The following is an 18,644-nucleotide window of genomic DNA, read 5'->3' as shown; positions in this document are numbered from 1 at the left end:
TCAGTRCTATTGCTGTAGTGTACCCAGCTGTTTTGCCCTGAAGTATATTTTATCCTCGCTTTTAAGCTTGTTGTAATGTGAAGCGTCTCTGCTACCGATTACCTTAGCGGGATTGCCGGCTACAATAGAAAACGGAGCTACGGTGCCTGTTACCACGCTTCCGGCGCCAATGATGCTGCCCTCTCCAATACTTGTGCCGGGAACAATAATTACATTCCCTCCGATCCAAACATTCTCGCCAATGCTCACGGGTTTTGTATCCACCCGGTGATCATAAGGAATATAATGTGCGTCTCTGAATACATGATTGGCGGAGTATATCGTTACATCAGGTCCTATAATGGTTCCCTTTTCGATGGTAATACCACCTACGCCGTATAGTTTGGCGCCAGGGCCAATATAGGTGTACTCCCCTATAGAGATGTTACCTTCACCACTGCAGTGAAACGGGCGACCTATTGATACACCTGCACCCAGCAGACGGAACTTTGTCCGCCTGATACCCGCTTTGTGAATGCTGTTGGCAACAGCATTGTATATTTTACTAAGAAACAGACCTGACATGTTTATAAATTCTATAAAATATCCATAAAATAATGGCGCATGCAACGAGTAAAATCAACAGCCGCACGTATATGCTCAACTTGAACATCATCATCACTATAAATGCTATAAAAATGATTCCCCAGATAGCCAATGACTCAGGAGATATCAGGAAATAAGCATCTGCCAGTTGCTTTTTTATATAGAAGGGAACAAATACCACGGTACTGATAAAGTAGGCAAATGCATAGGCACCTGCACGTCCTTCCGAACCACCGTGCTTAATTCCCATCATATAAAAAATAGCCAGCAACCCCCAGATACCGTTACTTAACATACTCCACCACATAAAGCTGCCTGCTGCAAAATTTCTGGCTATACCCTGCCGGTGTGCAATAACGATAGTACCGATCATTACAATCACTACTGTACCATTTAAATTGCCGGATGTAAAATCCTTGCCAAAAGCGATACCTGCCATTTCCGGCACCAGTATAAAAGGCAGCGATAAAAATATGCCGATACCCCAGGGAACAAAATTGTTGATGGCTTCCAGTTTAGCATTCCGCTGTTTAAAATTGCGGATCACCTGCGGCAGCAACGCCTGCCCCAGCGTAGTATTTACCACACTGATAATAAGTGAAATGCTGAGTGCCGCATTATATACCCCGAGATGCGCATAGCCTGTTGGTTCTTTTGCCAGCAGCACATTACAATACCAGTTTACCGGTAATACCAGTATACCACTTAACACCGCCGGTAAGCTGAAAGTGTATAATACCTTTAACTCCTTGCGGTAATCTTTTTCATTTACATTGATACCAAATTTCTTTGTCTCCTTTTTGATCTCCACCCAACTCAACGCGGCAATTAAAAGTGCATTGATGGTTAAACTCAGAATAGCACCGTTTACGCCCATTAAATAGGTAAGCCCTATAGAAATCGGCAGGTTAATAACTCCTGCTATCAGGTTAACCTTCGCTATTTTTTTAAATGCTTCCAGACCAGCCAGGATGCCCGTTTGAACGCCATTAATGGCGTAAAAAAGGATCGCCCAGGAACCATATCTCAGGCCGGTGCCGAGGTGGGCATTCTCCAGCGAATGCTCTGCCAGCGGACTCGCCGAAAAAAATAACGAAACACTGATAATCAATCCCATTAAGATACCCATATGCATGGCCATCTTTGCTATTCTACCCGCTTTCTGTTTATCGGTATCCCTGTATTCCGCAATAAATTTTGTGGTGGTGATACCCAAACCGAATATGGAGAAAACGATAAACATGTCGATCGTTGACCGGATCATTCCCATCTCTCCGAAACCTTCCTTTTTAAGCATGCGGGCGATCACAATAGAAGATAAAAAGATCAGGGCTCTGAAGACCACCGTTCCCAGGAATGTCCAGAAAACACCGTGTACTATCTTCTTACCAACTTCTGATTTGTTAACCTTCGCTTTCAGCGCAAATATGATATCTGCAAGCCGTGGCATATACTTCTGGATAATTATCATCGTAGTATCTTGATCAGAAAATATTTTACCTATTTTCTGTTGTGATTCCGTTTAACCTTTATTTTGTAATAGCTGTTTTTTCCAGGATAGCATCGATGATCCTGGCACTTGCTTTACCATCACCATAAGGATTGTGTAACATGCTCATAGCAGCATATCTTTCACTATCCAATATGAGCCACTCCGTTTCATGGAAGATCTTTTCAGCAGAGGTACCTACCAGTATTACGGTTCCTGCATCTACTGCTTCCGGACGCTCAGTGGTATCTCTCATTACCAGTACAGGTTTACCCAGACTCGGTGCTTCTTCCTGAATACCACCGCTGTCTGTCAGCACCAGGTAACAATGTTTCATGAGATAAATAAATGGCAGGTAATCGAGTGGTTTGGTCAGGTATATATTTTCAATACCCCCCAGTTTATTATAAACAGGCCCCTGCACATTAGGATTCAGGTGAACCGGGTAAACGATGTCCACATCCGGAAAGCGGGTAGCAATATTTTTCAGGGCATCACAAATATTCAGGAAACCATCTCCAAAACTTTCCCTTCTGTGCCCTGTTACCAGGATAAATTGCCTGCCTTTTGAAATATCATATCCACTCTCCGCTAAAATCCCTTCCAGTGATAATTTCAACGACACATCGCTTTCTATTTTATCCAGTGCCAGCAGCAATGTATCTATTACGGTGTTGCCGGTAATAAATATGCTTGATTTCGGCATCCCTTCATTCAATAAATTGGCTTTAGACTTTTCAGTAGGCACAAAGCAGAGATCTGCAATTTTGTCTACTACCTGCCGGTTAAATTCTTCCGGCCATGGTGAATGAATGTTAAAGGTTCTCAGCCCCGCTTCCACATGCCCTATCTGAATCTTCTCATAAAAAGCCGCGAGCGAAACCACAAAAGCGGTAGTAGTGTCACCGTGCACGAGGATCAGGTCGGGCCGGAACTCTTTCAACACTACTTTCATTCTTGACAGAATGTTGATAGTGATATCATAAAGATCCTGTGATTGCTGCATGATATCCAGATCGAAATCCGGTGTAATATTGAAAGTTTCCAGTACACTGTCTAACATATGACGGTGCTGGCCTGTTACACATGTTCTTGCATCAATCAGGTCACTATGTCTGGCCAGTTCCATTACAACCGGAACCATTTTTATAGCTTCCGGCCGGGTGCCAAAAACTACCATTACTTTTTTCTTTTTGATATGGTTCATCCTTCTTATTTATGGGTCATTCAACAAAAGATCTCCAAGCCGAAGGTTTTTCAGCTAAAGATTTTTCAATAAAAGGTCTTTCAATTAATTATTTTTCAACTACTGGTTTCTCTCAAAAGGTTTTTTCAATAAAAGGTTTTTCAATAAAGATCTTTCAGCTATGGTTTCTCAATAATATTGTTTTAATCATCCGATACTTTATAAAAAGCGGGTATAGTACCCGCTTTTGCTATAATCTTCCGTCTACGAGCGAACGGTCTAAGATAGCTTTGGCGTCAAACACCACTGCATCATGACCATTCTTCAAGGCGTTATAATCAATTGTCAGAAATTCGTTGTGCGCAACGGCCACCAGAATAGCATCATATTGCTTTGAGATACTATCTACCAATGTCAGCCCATACTCCTCTTTCACTTCTGCTTTATCTGCATGGGGATCATACACATCTACTTTCATTCCAAACTCTGTCAGTTCCTTGTATATATCCACCACTTTGGAGTTACGTATATCCGGGCAATTCTCTTTAAAAGTAATACCAAGTATCAGTGCTCTTCCGCTTTCTATTCTGCGACCTTTTTTCACCATCAGCTTTATGATCTTATTGGCTATAAACACCGCCATCATATCATTCACCCGCCTTCCACTCAGGATCACCTGTGGATAATAGCCCAATGCCTCGGCTTTGTGTGCCAGGTAATAAGGATCTACACTAATGCAATGTCCGCCAACAAGCCCTGGTTTGAATTTCAGGAAGTTCCATTTTGTGCCGGCAGCCTCCAGCACATCAGTCGTATCAATACCAATACGATCAAAGATTAATGCCAGTTCATTCACAAAGGAAATATTCACATCCCGTTGAGCGTTTTCAATTGCTTTGGCTGCTTCAGCTACTTTTATGCTGGGTGCTTTATGGGTACCTGCCTTGATAATACGCTTATATAGCTGGTCGATCTTTTCTGCAATATCCGGTGTTGAACCAGAAGTGATTTTCCTGATAGTAGTAAGGGTATTCACCTTATCGCCAGGTACAATACGCTCCGGAGAATATCCCGCATAGAAATCCACATTAAACTTCAGGCCGGAAATTTTTTCCAATAATGGTACACAATCCTCTTCTGTACACCCAGGGAATACCGTAGATTCATAAATAACGATATCGCCTTTCTTTAAAACCGTACCCAACATTTCAGTTGCCTTCAGCAGGGGCTTTAAATCAGGTGCATTAAAACGATCAATGGGGGTAGGTACCGTTACAATGAAAGTGTTATAATCTTTAAGATCTTCTTTCTTGTCAGAGAAATTTAAGCCTGTTCCTTTGCTATCTTTCTTCTTCTCCATTGCTTCTTTCATACCTTCAAGATTCGCCTCCAGTGTATGGTCGTAGCCATTTCTCAGCTCTTCTACCCTACCTGTATTAATGTCAAATCCTAATGTATTATATAGCATCCCAAACTCAATAGCCAGTGGCAATCCAACGTAACCCAGTCCGATGATAGCAATTTTTGATTCCTGGTTCATTTTATTAACTATTTAATTAATATATTGTCTCTTAATATTATCTGCCAAACATTACCTTGATTCTACTTGACAGCCCCTTAGGTGAATTGTCATTATAGCCGTAACCATACCCATAGGTATAGCTATAACCATATCCTTTCCCAGCTTTTACATCATTTACAACGATGTTCATTTTGGGCATTTTACGGAAGGTATAAAGTTCTTTAGATATCTGAAGTTGTTGTTTGAAAGTATAGCCTTGTCTGACCAGATACAAGGTAGTATCTGCAAAATTACCCAATAACTGTGCATCTGTTACCAGCCCTACCGGGGGGGCATCGATAACAATATAATCGAAACGGGACCGGAGGTTGACAAATAATTCTTTCGTAACATCTGTCAGCAGGAGTTCCGCAGGATTTGGAGGAATGGGTCCCGAGGTAATAATCCAGCAATTATCATTTATACCGGAAGGCTTGATTAACTCGCTCAATGGCGTTTTCCCTATTGAATAGGTACTAAACCCGGTGCGATTATCAATACCCAGCTTCTCCGATATTTTGGGTTTTCTGAGATCCATTTCCATTAGCAGTACTTTTTTTCCCGACAAAGATAAAACAGCGGCCAGATTAGTGGCTATAAAAGTTTTCCCTTCCCCACTCATACTGGAAGTGAGCAGGATAACCTTTTCACCGGCGCCCCGCAACACAAATTGCAGATTGGTACGCAAAGCTCTGAACTGCTCTGCAACAGGGCTCACGGACTCTTTGGATATAATAACAGCCGTTTTGTCGTCCGTATGTCCCACCTCAGCCAATATAGGAGCAGGGGTATTTTCGGTGATGTCCAGCTTATTTACTACCCGACGGCTTAGTATATCGCGCAGGTATAAACCAATAGAAGGCAAAATGATACCCAACATCATTCCAAGGAGGTAAATCAAAGCCCGCTTAGGCATGTAAGGGAATGCTTCACTTTTGGCCAGATCAATGATTCTTGCACCAGCCAGGTTGGAAGACTTGGAAATAGCAGATTCTTCGCGCTTCTTGAGTAAAAACAGGTACAGCTCCTGTTTAACCGCCTGTTGGCGGGAATAATCCAGGAATACCCTTTCCTTGGCGGGCACCTGCTGAATCTTCCTGTCAATGGCACCGGATCTTTGTTGCAACTGACCAATACTTGTTTGTATGCCGGTTTTGAAAGAAGACAAGTTGCTTTTCAGATCTCCTCTGAGACCAACCAGCTGTTCATCGATGTTTTTCACTACCGGATTAGACGGCGTGTTTGACATCAACAGCCGCTCTCTTTCCAACTCCAGACCATTATACTTTCCAATAATAGATACAAAGTTGGGATCTTCCAGAACAAGTGAAGAGGGTACAATCCGTTTATTGTTTGTTTCGTCATTGATATATTTTTCCAGGGATTCAATGACACTTAATTTAACCTGCTGTTCTGTTAGTTGCCTGGAGAAGTCGCCGGTACTGGATATTAAGAGTTTAGCCTGTTCTCCGAGATCTGCCAGCTGATTATTCTGCTTGAAAGTCTGAATATCTTTTTCCACACCTGTCAGCTCATGGCTAACCAATGCCAGACGATTGTCTACAAAGGCGATAGTGCTGTCTGCAATCCGGTTTTTGGCATCCACGCTTAACTGCATATAAGCATTAATCAGCTCATTTAGTATAAGCTCCCCTTTTTCCGGGATAGTACTGGTCATCGTCAGGTCGATAGTGCTTACCTGCTTATTAGGAATATTTACCGCTAATTTATTACGGTAAACGGTTACTGCTTTATCGACAGATACCACTCTCACCACATAGTTTTCCTTAATCAGGTTATTACCCGGCTGCCTCATCACCTTCATCACTCCTTCCGGCAAATGCAGCGTGTCGTTCCAGGAAATATCCTTATTCACGATCCCTTCGGCACTTACGTGTACTTTAGATTCGGACAAAGGTCGCACCACATATTCAGCATCTGGCAGCGTATCGTTCAGATTAGTCCATTGCACGGAGAAGGGCAGCTTGCGGAATTGTTCTGCTGTTTTCAATCTGCCTTCCAGCCAATAGGATACATTCAACTGCAGGTCCCTGACTGTTTTCTCCATTAATGAACGGGACTTTATAATTTCCATTTCATTGTCCACATTACTCTTGCTATTGAATATCTGCAATTGCTGTAACATATCCTTTTCGGGACTGTCGCCGCCTTTCTGATCATCCTGTATCAATATTTTGGCGTTCACTTTATAATCGGGCGTTGCATACCTCAGGTATAGCCACGACAATGCGATGCCGGCCACTGCGCAGAGGAAGAACCAGTACCAATAACTGATCACTTTGTCCAGCAGCTTCCTGAGATCAAAAACCTTATCAGGTTCATTATGCTGATGTAAAACACCATTTACATTTACAGCAGTTTGTCCATTACCATTATAATTCTCCGACATAAACAGCAAACATTTAAAAATTAACCCTTGAAAAGATTACAACCAGCAGCGTCAGAACGGATGATATAATTGTAATATTCCTCAAACGGGCTGCATCCGTGGAAACCACCTTTGACTTATTCGGCTCAACATATACCACGTCTCCCTGTTGCAGATAGTAATAAGGAGAAGTAAATAAATTGCTGCTATTGAGATTAAATCTGATAAACTCCTTTTTCCCTTCTATTTCCCGAATCAATAAAACGTTCTCTCTTTTGCCATAAATAGTAAGATCCCCTGCCATGCCTATCGCATCCAGCAAAGTAACTTTCTCGTTAGGCATTACATAGGTTGCTGGTTTGGTCACCTCACCCAGTACCGTTACTTTAAAATTTATAAACCGGACATTTACTACCGGATCTTTATAAAATTCTGCGGCTTTGGCCCTGATAGCTTCCTGTACATCTCCGGTTGTTTTTCCTTTCACCAATATTTTTCCCACCAGTGGCAGTGTTACAAATCCCAGTTTATCTACCAGATAGCCCGGACTGTTGGTGGCGGCCGCACCTGCTGCACCGGAAGTGCCACCTACCGACCAGTTTGGTGAATTCTGCTGATTCATGAGTGCGGTAGATGCAGGATCCAGTGTTTGGATAGTTACCTGCAAAATATCATCCGGCTGTATAACAGGCGTAGTGTATGTTGCCATCTCCACCATCTGACGTTTAACTGTATCAGGCACATCTTTGAAGTACGCAATATTTTTTTGTGATGAGCAGCCACCCATGAATAAGGCGAGCATGCTCCCCATTAAAACAAGTAAACTTCTAAAACGTCTGAAACGGGACAAGCCCTGATTGATTATTTTCATTACCGGCAAACAGTTTAAATAAATCGTCCCCTGCTGCGAGCCCCCTGGGCTTGCAGAAAAGATATTTTACAGTATAATTTTACATCCTTATTTTACCTTGTCCAGTTCTTCATAAGCTGAATTTTTGCTGATGAACTCTGGCACCAATTCCTTCATCCTGGCCACGGTTGGTGTGAGGTAATGTTTTTGAGCTGACTCTATCAGTTGATTCACCCGCTCATTGATTTCCGTGAAATCAGATTGCCTTACTTTGGCGATCATGATTTTTTCATGATAAGTGGGCAATGTATTTTCTGCATTATTCAGTAGTTCTTCGTAGAGTTTTTCTCCCGGACGTAATCCGGTGAAAACAATCTGAATATCCTTACCTGGTTCTTTGCCTGTCATCCGTATCATTTTCCTGGCCAGGTCGGCAATCTTCATGGGCTTACCCATATCAAACACAAATATCTCGCCACCCTGTCCCATTGCACCGGCTTCCAGCACAAGCTGACAAGCTTCAGGAATGGTCATAAAATAACGGGTGATATCCGGATGCGTAACCGTTAATGGTCCACCCTTTTCCAGTTGTTGTTTGAAACGGGGAATAACCGAGCCGTTGGAACCCAGCACATTTCCAAAACGTGTGGTAATAAAGCGTGTTGGTGGTGCGCCGTATATCGGCCCCATTTTCTGATATTTTTCGCTCAGGTGATTATTGAAAGATTGAGAGAAAATCTCTGCAATACGCTTGGAAGCGCCCATTACGTTTGTAGGATTTACTGCTTTATCCGTTGATACCATTACAAACTTCTCCGCGCCGTATTCAACAGCAAGTTCCGCTACTGTTTTGGTTCCCAGCACATTGTTCATCACAGCGATAGACGGATTTTTTTCCATCATCGGCACATGTTTATAGGCGGCTGCATGATATACAATAGCAGGCGCATAAATTTCAAACAACTGCTGCATGCGAACTTTATCACACACATTTCCGATGAACGGAATAATAGGTATAGTTACCATCTTTTCCGCTATCTCCAGCTCCAGTTCATGCAATGGTGACTCTGCTTTATCACAAAGCACAATAACAGAAGGCTCATACCCCACCAGTTGCCTTACAATCTCACTGCCAATAGATCCGGCAGCTCCTGTTACTAAAATGCTTTTACCTTTCAGCTCTTTACTGAGTTCCAGGTTTTTAATATTGATAACAGACCGTTCCAGCAGATCTTCGATATTGATATCTTTCAATTGAACGCTGTTATTGTTAGAACCTTCTGTCCATTGACTCACGGGAATAATTTTTTGGACCCTTATATTCAATGTAATACATTCCTCTACCAGTTCATTCAGATGTGCGGCATCCAGGTGGTCATTAGGAATGAGCAGTACCTTGATCTTTCCTTCCTTCACCATTTTAAAGAGTTGGCCTTTACGGGAAGCATACACAGGAAGACCTTCTATTGACTTACCGGCATGTGCGTTTGTATCGGCTAAAAATGCAGTTATTTTCACATCTGACTGAGGATCGTCATGAATCGCCTTACGCAGCATCAGACTCGAATGGCCGGTATAATAAATAGCAGCGGCAACACGACTATGATTGCGGAAGTTATTATGGTACCTGAAGATCCATTTTACAAGCAGGCGATAAGATAACATACAGGAAGAACTGATGAAGAAATTAATCAGTATCACTGAAATAGGAAAGATGTTGAGCTTTGCATCCGGCACATGGCTATAGCCAAAAGTAAACAGGATCAGGCAACTGATAAGATTCAGTCCTGTAATGCGGCCAATATCTGTGAGACTCGTAAATCTTACGATACCACGGTAAGTACGCAATAGCAACGACAATGCCAGGTATACACCCAAAACTACCACTCCGATTTTCTCCACAGGAAAATACAAGTAGGCATCTACATCAAAATTCAATCTGAGAAGAAAAGCTAAATTGATTGCGATAACAGAACACCCCAGGTCTAATAGTAAAATTAGCCATGACGGGGTAATCCACGATGAACTACGCACCATAGGTTCAATAATAAGATATGGTTATTAAATGTCTTTACGTTCGCCTGGTCAACTACATCCACGCATTTTTCAAGGTTTTCATAGTAGCGCGTCAATTAAACCAGAACGGGTATACGAAAATGATTACAAACTATTCGGTTTTCAAAGTTAGCACAAAGTAAATACTAAAATTGATAAGTTCTGTTATGAAAAAGTAAACTGTTGAAAACTTTTTTTTCGAGCCCACCTCTAAAACAGAACGATAGTACATAACATTCCCGAACCGGCTTAAAAAAGCGATTATGAAAAAGATATCCGCAATCATCATCTACTGAAACACTGCCCCAACGGGACAACACAGCAAATAAATTTTTGGATATACGGAAAAAATAGGCGGATCAGCTAAATGCGCTGTCCATATTAAATATTACTAAAGAAATTTTACCAGTGATGCAACATTGGTGGTGATGCAACAGAACTTTGGGCTGTAACGTCTTGCTTTTCTCTGACTGCTCTAAAGTGTTAAATAGATGATACATGGTCTTTCAATTTTTCTGGTTAACGCAGCATATGACTAAAATATGGCTATATAATATGGTTAAAAAATCTGCGTTAAAATGATTCTTATAACGCTCGCAATCAAACAAACACCATACCAATTTACTAATTTATTTAATTTCCAACACAAAAAGTTAGTGAAGTTTTTATTAAATAGTACAGTTATTAAAAAACAACTAACATTATACCGGTCCGTCTGATATGGACCCCTTACAATGTAAGCGGCCTCACCTGTCAACAGGTGAGGCCGCTTATAACATAGAAGTATATACGTAAATGCTATTCGCCGGTAATAAATACCACCAGGCTTTTGGCACCATGAGCCCCCAATACCAGCGACTGTTCTATGTCGGCTGTTTTGGAAGGGCCGGCAATAAACACGCCGAAACCCGTTTGTGGCGCACCTATTTTTTCGTAGGCTTCATGCATCGTGGGCAGTATCCGCTGCCGGGGTAATACGATAGCTAAGTGCTGGCAGATAAAGGGCAGTACCCTTACCTGCATCTCCTGTTCTGTGAGCCAGATAGCCCCATTTTCTGCTACGCCCCATTGCCCGGGTACAACAGCCATGTCCACATCTTCCAGCAGATGCGGATCTTCATTCACCCATGCACGTTGCATATCACTAGCCGTAATGATGCGTTGCAGATGCGGATAATGCTCCGCCAGCAAAGCTGGTATCTCCGCTTCACTTTTTATTTCAAACAAACTGCCCCCCAGTGCCTCCAATACTTTGCGGTAGGCTTCCAGCGTACCGGGCATATTGCCGGATAGTCCCTGCAAAGCTGGCAACGCTGCCGCCTCCGGCTGGTTCTGTTTTACGGCGGCTAATATTTTATCCCTGCTGCTCATGAAGATTTTTTATTTTTTTCATACCATTCGGAGAATGATTGTGCCGGCGGCGCAGGCATTTCCCGTTGCTTGTACCATGGGTTCAGGCGGTTATTTACCATACCGGGGAAAGCACGCATCACCCAACGCCCCATTTTACCAGCGGTTTTATAGGTACGTGGCGCTGATAATACCCCACTCATTATTTTCATACTGGCGGTTTTCGCAGCCGTGGTATGTCCTTCCTTTACCAATACCTGCCGCCATTTATACAGCTGCTGGTGAATATCTATTTTCACCGGGCATACATTTGAACAGGAGCCACACAGCGTTGACGCAAAGGGCAAATCTGCATAATCCTTCATATCCAGGTTAGGCGCCAGAATAGCCCCGATAGGACCTGCTACCGCAGTATGATAGCTATGTCCCCCGCTGCGCCGGTATACCGGGCAGGTGTTCATACAGGCACCACAACGAATACACTTCAACGAGTTGCGGAAGTCCTCCCGGCCCAGCTGCCTGCTACGACCATTATCGACCAACACGATATGCAACTCCTGACCGGCCCTGGGCTGCCTGAAATGACTCGAATAGGTGGTAATGGGCTGTCCCGTAGCACTACGCGCCAACAGGCGTAAAAACACCCCCAGGTGCTTACGCTGTGGGATTATTTTCTCAATACCCATACAGGCAATATGTACATTGGCCAGGTGCGCGCCCATATCTGCATTCCCTTCGTTGGTACATACCACCATCTCCCCTGTTTCTGCTACTGCAAAATTCACCCCGGTAATAGCAGCGTTTGCCTGGAGGAACTCCTTGCGCAAATGCAGCCTTGCTGCTGCCGTCAGGAACTGCGGATCCGCATTTCCTGCGGGGGTACCGAGGTGTTCGTGAAACAGCTCGCCTATTTCTTCCTTCTTTTTATGAATACACGGCAGTACGATATGACTGGGTGGTTCTTTCGCCAGCTGTACTATTCTTTCGCCCAGATCTGTATCTATCACTTCGATGCCGTTGGCTGCCAGGTGCGGGTTCAGATGACATTCTTCCGTCAGCATCGATTTACTTTTCACCATCCGCTGCACACCATGCTTTTTCAATATGGCGGTGACGATCTGGTTATGTTCTGCTGCATCGGCGGCCCAATGCACGATCGCACCATTTTGTTGTGCCTGTTGTTCAAACTGCAGGAGGTAATCATACAGGTTCCCCAATGCATTAAGTTTTATCTGCGAAGCCGTTTCCCTCAATAGTTCCCATTCGGGGATGCTCCATGCCATGCGGTCGCGCTTTGCCCGCACCCACCACAAAGTTTCATCGTGCCAGTTTACCCGGGCTTCGTCCTCGTTGAACTTGTCCGCCAGCGTTGCGTGATCAGCTGTTTGCCTGTTCATGGATATTTTGATTGAGAATTTCAGCAATATGCATCACCTTCACTCCGGCATGCTGCCGGCGTAAAATGCCTTCCATGTGCATGAGGCAACTCACATCTGTTCCGGTGATTACCTCTGCGCCATGTTTAACGTGATCGGCTACACGATCCTTTCCCATTTTTACGGACACCGCTTCTTCTGCCACACAGAAAGTACCTCCAAAACCACAGCACTCATCCTGTCTGTCCAGCGGTACCAGCTCCACACCTGCCACCATGCGCAGCAGCTTTTCCGGTTTGGAAAAAGGTGCTGCCACCAGCTCACTCATTTGTGCCAGTGCCAGTCCACGTTGTCCGTGGCAGCTCTGATGCAAACCTACCTTACAGGGAAAACGGGCCGGGAGAGATTCCACCTTCAGGATGTCTGTCAGGAATTCCGTCAGTTCGTATATACGTTGGCGTATGTGCGTGGCCTTGTCCTCCACCACCGGATCGTGCAAATGATCCTTGATATGCAATACACAACTGCCGGAGGGACCTACAATATAATCGTAGTCAGCAAAATTTTTGATGAAGAGGGTATTACACTGATGCGTAAGATGCTCGTATCCTGAATTTGCCATTGGCTGGCCACAACAGGTTTGTCCCTGTGGGTATTCCACTTCACAACCCAGTTTCTGTAGCAACTGCAGGGTGGCAATGCCTACCTGCGGATAGAACTGGTCAATATAACATGGTATAAATAATCCTACTTTCACGGGTAAAGTAATTTAGATGATCATTGCTGACATGCAAATTTAGCAGGCAATGCGACAGTAATCCTACCTCTTTTTTACCGGTTACTGGCTTATTTTTGCTTTTAGCAGTTAGCCATTGGCTTTTAGCAAAATACAACGAAGACCTAATGTTGGCAACCCGGGCTATCCTGCTTTAGCTTTTAGCTGTTAGTCATTGGCTTTTAGCAAAAATGCAGCGGAGAACATAACAAATATGTCCTCCGCTGCATTTTTGCTAAAAGCCAATGGCTAACAGCTATCTCATGATTTGTTCTTCCTGTTTCTTCTTCAGATACCATTGTACTACGCGGATTTCCGCGAAGCTGGCGGATTCCCCTACTCTTTCCTTGATAGGACCTGCAGCCGTAGCGCCCAGCTCTCCGATATGTTTCAGGATGAGGCGCATAGTCCTTTCGGATACAAACTTATAGATATCCATCTCTCCGGCTTCCACGCATTGTGCCAGGTGGCTTTCTATGGTGCCCACTGCGAGTTGTCTTGCTGTGGCAATATCCGCAACAGACTTACCTGCCAGGAATAGTTCCAGTGTACCACGGCGGCTGGCGCCTTTTTCCACTTTCCCTTTTGCGGCCTTTTCTTTGGCAGCTGCTGCTGGAATAGCAGCTGCGGCGGCTTCTGCATCCCTTAGTTTGGTATAATCTTTCAGGCCGGTGGTAAATGCCAGGTCAGCGTAGGATACTTCCCACACATGCCGCAGTTTATTCCAGCAGTCAGACTCCAGGGCCATGAGTTGCAACAGATATTTTTTGGACTTTGCTTTCTTCACATCCGTGATGTGGGCCTGCAAAGGCAGTATCAGATCTTCATAGATGCTTTGGGTAAAGTAACCGATAGCTTTGTTCACCCGCAGTTGTAATTGTTCCATTTCGCCGGTTTGTATGGCGGTATCCAACAACTGATGCAGCTGCACTACAAATTTAGCGGCTACTTCCTGTTGTTGTTCTACTTTGGCAGACATGCTGCGGCTCAATTTTATGGCGGCATCAAAATCGGGTACTTTTTTATCCTGGATCCATACGGCATGACTGCGAATGGTGGCCTGCATACGGTACCAGTCGAACAGTTGCAACAGGGAAGTGGCCTGGAATTTCTTCCGTTCCATTTCCAGCAGCACCACCAGTTCATTGGCTTCATTTTCCTTTTCAGCAAATTCGATGACCTGCCGGTCTGTTTTAATGCTGCCATGCCCAATGCGGGAATGCAGTACCAGGCCATCCAGCGAAGTACAGCGGCTAAGGGCCACATATACCTGCCCGGGTGCAAAAGCGTAGCCCGCATCGATAATCGCACGTTCAAACGTAAGCCCCTGGCTTTTATGAATGGTGATCGCCCAGGCCAGGCGGATAGGAAACTGCGTGAAGCTGCCTATTTCTTCCTCCTCAATGCTGTTCTCTTCCTGGTTGTAGGAATAGCGGATATTGCGCCAGGTTTCCTTACCCAGTTTGAGTTCCTCATGAGAGCCTGACAACACCAGTACTATTTCTTCGTCATTGATTTCCTTAACGATGGCGATTTTTCCGTTGTAGTAACGACGTGGCTGCGCCAGGTCGTTTTTCAGGAACATCACCTGTGCCCCTACTTTCAGTTGCAACAACAATTCTGTGGGCAGGGCTTTGTCACTGAAATCGCCTTCAATTTTACCTTCAAAACGATACACTTTGCCGGGCATGTCTGCCAGGCGCCGGGCATTGATTTCATCCGCCTTCCTGTTATGGGTGGTGAGTACGATATACTCTTCGTCTTCTCCCTTAAAATTTGGCTGATAATGTTCATTCAGCATTACCAGGTCTTCATGCAGTACTTCATTGTTACGTACCCGGTTAAGTACATCGATGAAGGCCTGTTCGTTTTGCCGGTAAATTTTCTTCAGCTCAATATATAGCGGTGGCGCCTGTTCTATTACTTTAGAGGCAAAGAAGAATGTGCTGGTGTAGTATTCAGAGAGCATGCGCCATTCTGCGTCCGGCACTACCGGGGGCAGCTGGTACAGGTCGCCGATGAACAACACCTGCACACCACCAAAAGGCAGCAGGGGTTTATTGCGGAAGTGACGGAGGATCACATCAATAGCGTCCAGCATATCACAACGCACCATACTTACCTCATCGATGATGAGTAATTCCATTTCCTGCAACAGCACTTTCTTATCATTCGTAAAACGAATGTTACGGAACAAACTATGTTTATCCGTACTGCTGATTTCATCCATTCCAAAGCCTCTTTTTGTGCCGGGAACAAAAGGTCCGAAAGGCAACTGAAAAAAAGAGTGCATGGTAACACCACCGGCGTTGATGGCGGCTACACCTGTAGGCGCCACAACTACCGTATTTTTACGGGTATGTTCTTTTATGTATTTCAGGAACGTAGTTTTCCCTGTACCAGCTTTACCGGTAAGGAATATATGGCGGTGTGTATGGTTTATGAAATCTGCCGCCAGGTGAAAGATGATATTTGTATTATCCGGTTGGGGCATTTAATTTTAAATTGAAAGGGCGAATATACAGAAAAGCTGCGAAAACAGCGTCAATATTGCACATAACTAAATGGGGTGTATATTCGTTTTAGTTTTTGCCAACAAAATATTAATGAGATGGAAACCATAAAAATAGCAACGGCTCAATTTGAAAACAGGAGCAATGACAAAGCGTATAATCTGGGTGTTATCCGCAAATTATCTGCACAGGCAGCGGCCGATGGCGCCCATGCTGTCGCCTTTCACGAATGTGCTGTAACTGGCTATACTTTTGCCCGGCATTTATCCAGAGAGCAAATGCTGGAACTCTCTGAATTTATCCCCGATAGCCCTTCTATCAAGGCTTTACAAGACATTGCGGCAGAAAATAATATTGCGGTGCTGGCGGGATTATTTGAAAAAGATGCCGACGATAATTTATTCAAGGCATATGTATGTGTAGACAAAAACGGGTTAGTGGCAAAATACCGGAAGCTGCATCCGTTTATCAATCCTTATCTGACACCAGGAAATGAGTATATCGTATTTGATCTGTTGGGATGGAAATGTGGTATGCTGATCTGTTATGATAATAATATCGTAGAAAATGTTCGTGCCACGGCTTTGCTGGGTGCAGAAATCATTTTCATGCCACACGTAACGATGTGTACGCCGTCTACCCGGCCGGGCGCAGGTTTTGTGGATCCGAAGTTATGGGAAAACCGGGAGAAGGATCCGACTTCCCTGCGGCTGGAATTTGACGGTATGAAAGGACGGTCCTGGCTGATGAAGTGGTTGCCGGCGCGTGCATACGACAATGGCGTTTATGCGGTATTCTCCAATCCTATTGGTATGGATGATGACCAGTTAAAGAATGGTTGTTCCATGATCCTGGACCCATTTGGCGACGTGGTGGCGGAATGCCGAAAACTGGGCGATGATGTAGTAACGGCAACGCTTACACGAGATAAGCTGAAGGAGGCTGGTGGTTACCGGTATCGTTTGGCCCGCAGACCTGATTTGTACGGCGCTGTAATTGCAGCACCACATGCATCTGTGCAAAAAGTGGTGTGGTTACAGGAAGAAAAATAGCCTGAAATGAGCACTTGATAATTTATAAAATTATCTAATAAATAATAAGATCCGCCACTACAGCGGATCTTATTATTTAACCCTTAAAATAAGTGAATGATATATAAATGATGAAAATATATTTGCAGTGTCTGCTACCCACAGCACTATATTTCCTACTGTTAGCCGGCATTGTTTATTAATCATCATTCAGACCCATGACAAAAATAAAATTTTTGACAGCTGCGGCTGCCCTGACCTTGCTCTTTACTGCCTGCAAGAAAAAAGACAAAGAAAGTGACAATTACAAAGCAGCTATTGTTGGTAAATGGAACTATGTTGAAACGGTAGTATCCACCAATGGGCAAAGTCAGCCTGCAGAAACAGAAACGTACACTCATGGAGAATACGAACGGTTTACCGCTTCTGATACTGTTTATTATGGCAGCAGCACTACCACTGTGGACAGGGATTACCTTTTTTACAAGCTGGATGGCAGTACCTTAACCTACGCTGAGGACAAGGCCTTCACCCAGGGATTGGAAATATGTCACATTGAAACGTTGAACAACAGCGAACTGAGGTTATCCAATGAAGTGGAAGTAACGCCCGGCACAAAAGTAACGCACACCGTCAGGATGAAAAAATAATCCGTTTTTTACGTTTACAAATACAAAAAACGCTTCAGAAATGAAGCGTTTTTTTGTATCAGGTTTTCAACCTGGCGAATATCTTTTTTCAATATTCTCTAAATGCCAATACACTTACGTTTGCCATTCTCAAATCCCATCGAACTATCTTTGAATATATTCAACGCTCATCCCGTTAGTTTTAGATAAATACCCCGTTTATACCTGCTTTCTTTCAATAGTATATCTCCTTCCACAGCTACAGCCTGCTATAGCAGCACTGCTATGGCCGTTTTCCGACCTCCATCCGTCTTCTTATCCGGTAGTCATCCCCGCATCAAGTCCACCTTATCCCCACATCAAGTCCACATCAAGTCCACCTCAACTACAGTGCTTCTATAGGTACACAGCAGGTGCTAAGCATAGCCTCGTCAGTGCCGACATAATGACTATGCACTTTTGCAGGCAATGCTGGCTATAATGATGGGGGTTCTTCATTCATTTATATCCTACAAGCGTATTTAGAGACAAAGAAGATAAAAGTCCTTCTAAGTAGCCGTGATGCAGGCTTAGATCTGTAGCATTTTTCCTTAAAAGCAATGCATAAAAAAAACCGCCCTGGCATAGCCAGCGCGGTTTATAACAAAACTATTATAAAATAAATTATGCCAGTCTTACGTTAACAGCATTCGGGCCTTTTCTGCCTTCTTCCACGTCAAATACTACGCGGTCATTTTCGCCGATGCTTTCTTTGATACCAGATACGTGAACAAAAATTTCTTGTCCGGAACCTTCGATTTTAATGAATCCAAAACCTTTAGCTTCATTAAAAAATTTTACTACACCTGTTTGCAT

General features: G+C 43.9%; 14 protein-coding genes. 2 read left to right on the top strand and 12 right to left on the bottom strand.

Annotated elements, in window-relative coordinates:
* Positions 1-6: 6 nt before the first annotated feature.
* From AC1DP6_RS25895 to AC1DP6_RS25845, 11 genes are all read right to left on the bottom strand, one after another.
* Positions 7-564, bottom strand: coding sequence for an acyltransferase (locus AC1DP6_RS25895; protein ID WP_477057438.1), 558 nt, complete (start codon positions 562-564; stop codon positions 7-9).
* A complete protein-coding gene (locus tag AC1DP6_RS25890; RefSeq protein ID WP_477057437.1) occupies positions 545-2,035 on the bottom strand; it encodes an oligosaccharide flippase family protein in 1,491 nt (496 codons plus the stop codon). Before AC1DP6_RS25890 ends, AC1DP6_RS25895 begins: the two co-directional genes overlap by 20 nt.
* A gap of 79 nt (positions 2,036-2,114) precedes the next feature.
* Positions 2,115-3,281: a non-hydrolyzing UDP-N-acetylglucosamine 2-epimerase gene (gene wecB, locus AC1DP6_RS25885; RefSeq protein WP_477057436.1), complete on the bottom strand. Its 1,167-nt coding sequence runs from the start codon at positions 3,279-3,281 to the stop codon at positions 2,115-2,117.
* Between the two features lie 229 nt (positions 3,282-3,510).
* Entirely contained in the window at positions 3,511-4,800 is a 1,290-nt protein-coding gene (locus tag AC1DP6_RS25880) for a nucleotide sugar dehydrogenase (RefSeq protein WP_477057435.1), read from the bottom strand.
* A gap of 37 nt (positions 4,801-4,837) precedes the next feature.
* Positions 4,838-7,231 (bottom strand): GumC family protein, encoded by a 2,394-nt coding sequence (locus AC1DP6_RS25875; protein WP_477057434.1) that lies wholly within the window; start codon positions 7,229-7,231, stop codon positions 4,838-4,840.
* A 13-nt stretch (positions 7,232-7,244) separates the two neighbouring features.
* Positions 7,245-8,081, bottom strand: a complete 837-nt coding sequence (locus tag AC1DP6_RS25870; RefSeq protein WP_477057433.1) for a polysaccharide biosynthesis/export family protein — start codon at positions 8,079-8,081, stop codon at positions 7,245-7,247.
* Positions 8,082-8,168: 87 nt separating this feature from the next.
* Entirely contained in the window at positions 8,169-9,962 is a 1,794-nt protein-coding gene (locus tag AC1DP6_RS25865; RefSeq protein ID WP_477057432.1) for a polysaccharide biosynthesis protein, read from the bottom strand.
* A gap of 951 nt (positions 9,963-10,913) precedes the next feature.
* Entirely contained in the window at positions 10,914-11,486 is a 573-nt protein-coding gene (locus tag AC1DP6_RS25860) for a LutC/YkgG family protein (protein WP_477057431.1), read from the bottom strand.
* Positions 11,483-12,862, bottom strand: a complete 1,380-nt coding sequence (locus AC1DP6_RS25855; protein ID WP_477024144.1) for a lactate utilization protein B — start codon at positions 12,860-12,862, stop codon at positions 11,483-11,485. The genes AC1DP6_RS25860 and AC1DP6_RS25855 overlap by 4 nt, the downstream gene beginning before the upstream one ends.
* Positions 12,843-13,598, bottom strand: a complete 756-nt coding sequence (locus AC1DP6_RS25850; protein ID WP_441576210.1) for a (Fe-S)-binding protein — start codon at positions 13,596-13,598, stop codon at positions 12,843-12,845. The genes AC1DP6_RS25855 and AC1DP6_RS25850 overlap by 20 nt, the downstream gene beginning before the upstream one ends.
* Before the next feature lie 274 nt (positions 13,599-13,872).
* Entirely contained in the window at positions 13,873-16,110 is a 2,238-nt protein-coding gene (locus AC1DP6_RS25845; protein WP_477057430.1) for a helix-turn-helix domain-containing protein, read from the bottom strand.
* A 117-nt stretch (positions 16,111-16,227) separates the two neighbouring features.
* On the opposite strand from AC1DP6_RS25845, the gene AC1DP6_RS25840 reads away from it, so the two are divergent.
* Together AC1DP6_RS25840 and AC1DP6_RS25835 are read left to right on the top strand one after the other, a co-directional pair.
* Entirely contained in the window at positions 16,228-17,181 is a 954-nt protein-coding gene (locus tag AC1DP6_RS25840; RefSeq protein ID WP_477057429.1) for a nitrilase family protein, read from the top strand.
* 197 nt (positions 17,182-17,378) lie between these two features.
* Positions 17,379-17,810 (top strand): hypothetical protein, encoded by a 432-nt coding sequence (locus tag AC1DP6_RS25835; RefSeq protein ID WP_477057428.1) that lies wholly within the window; start codon positions 17,379-17,381, stop codon positions 17,808-17,810.
* 642 nt (positions 17,811-18,452) lie between these two features.
* Here AC1DP6_RS25835 and AC1DP6_RS25830 read toward each other — a convergent pair.
* Positions 18,453-18,644, bottom strand: a complete 192-nt coding sequence (locus AC1DP6_RS25830; RefSeq protein WP_079472790.1) for a cold-shock protein — start codon at positions 18,642-18,644, stop codon at positions 18,453-18,455.

The organism is Chitinophaga sp. 01L420 (assembly GCF_056399985.1).
The sequence above is the reverse complement of the archived record's forward strand: the minus strand, read 5'-3'. Positions and strand labels throughout refer to the sequence as shown.

Excerpts from the sequence above, each read along its gene's own strand:
- AC1DP6_RS25895 (WP_477057438.1), bottom strand. The coding sequence starts at position 564 with ATGTCAGGTCTGTTTCTTAGTAAAATATACAATGCTGTTGCCAACAGC.
- AC1DP6_RS25890 (WP_477057437.1), bottom strand. The coding sequence starts at position 2,035 with ATGCCACGGCTTGCAGATATCATATTTGCGCTGAAAGCGAAGGTTAAC.
- wecB (WP_477057436.1), bottom strand. The coding sequence starts at position 3,281 with ATGAACCATATCAAAAAGAAAAAAGTAATGGTAGTTTTTGGCACCCGG.
- AC1DP6_RS25880 (WP_477057435.1), bottom strand. The coding sequence starts at position 4,800 with ATGAACCAGGAATCAAAAATTGCTATCATCGGACTGGGTTACGTTGGA.
- AC1DP6_RS25875 (WP_477057434.1), bottom strand. The coding sequence starts at position 7,231 with ATGTCGGAGAATTATAATGGTAATGGACAAACTGCTGTAAATGTAAAT.
- AC1DP6_RS25870 (WP_477057433.1), bottom strand. The coding sequence starts at position 8,081 with ATGAAAATAATCAATCAGGGCTTGTCCCGTTTCAGACGTTTTAGAAGT.
- AC1DP6_RS25860 (WP_477057431.1), bottom strand. The coding sequence starts at position 11,486 with ATGAGCAGCAGGGATAAAATATTAGCCGCCGTAAAACAGAACCAGCCG.
- AC1DP6_RS25855 (WP_477024144.1), bottom strand. The coding sequence starts at position 12,862 with ATGAACAGGCAAACAGCTGATCACGCAACGCTGGCGGACAAGTTCAAC.
- AC1DP6_RS25845 (WP_477057430.1), bottom strand. The coding sequence starts at position 16,110 with ATGCCCCAACCGGATAATACAAATATCATCTTTCACCTGGCGGCAGAT.
- AC1DP6_RS25840 (WP_477057429.1), top strand. The coding sequence starts at position 16,228 with ATGGAAACCATAAAAATAGCAACGGCTCAATTTGAAAACAGGAGCAAT.
- AC1DP6_RS25835 (WP_477057428.1), top strand. The coding sequence starts at position 17,379 with ATGACAAAAATAAAATTTTTGACAGCTGCGGCTGCCCTGACCTTGCTC.
- AC1DP6_RS25830 (WP_079472790.1), bottom strand. The coding sequence starts at position 18,644 with ATGCAAACAGGTGTAGTAAAATTTTTTAATGAAGCTAAAGGTTTTGGA.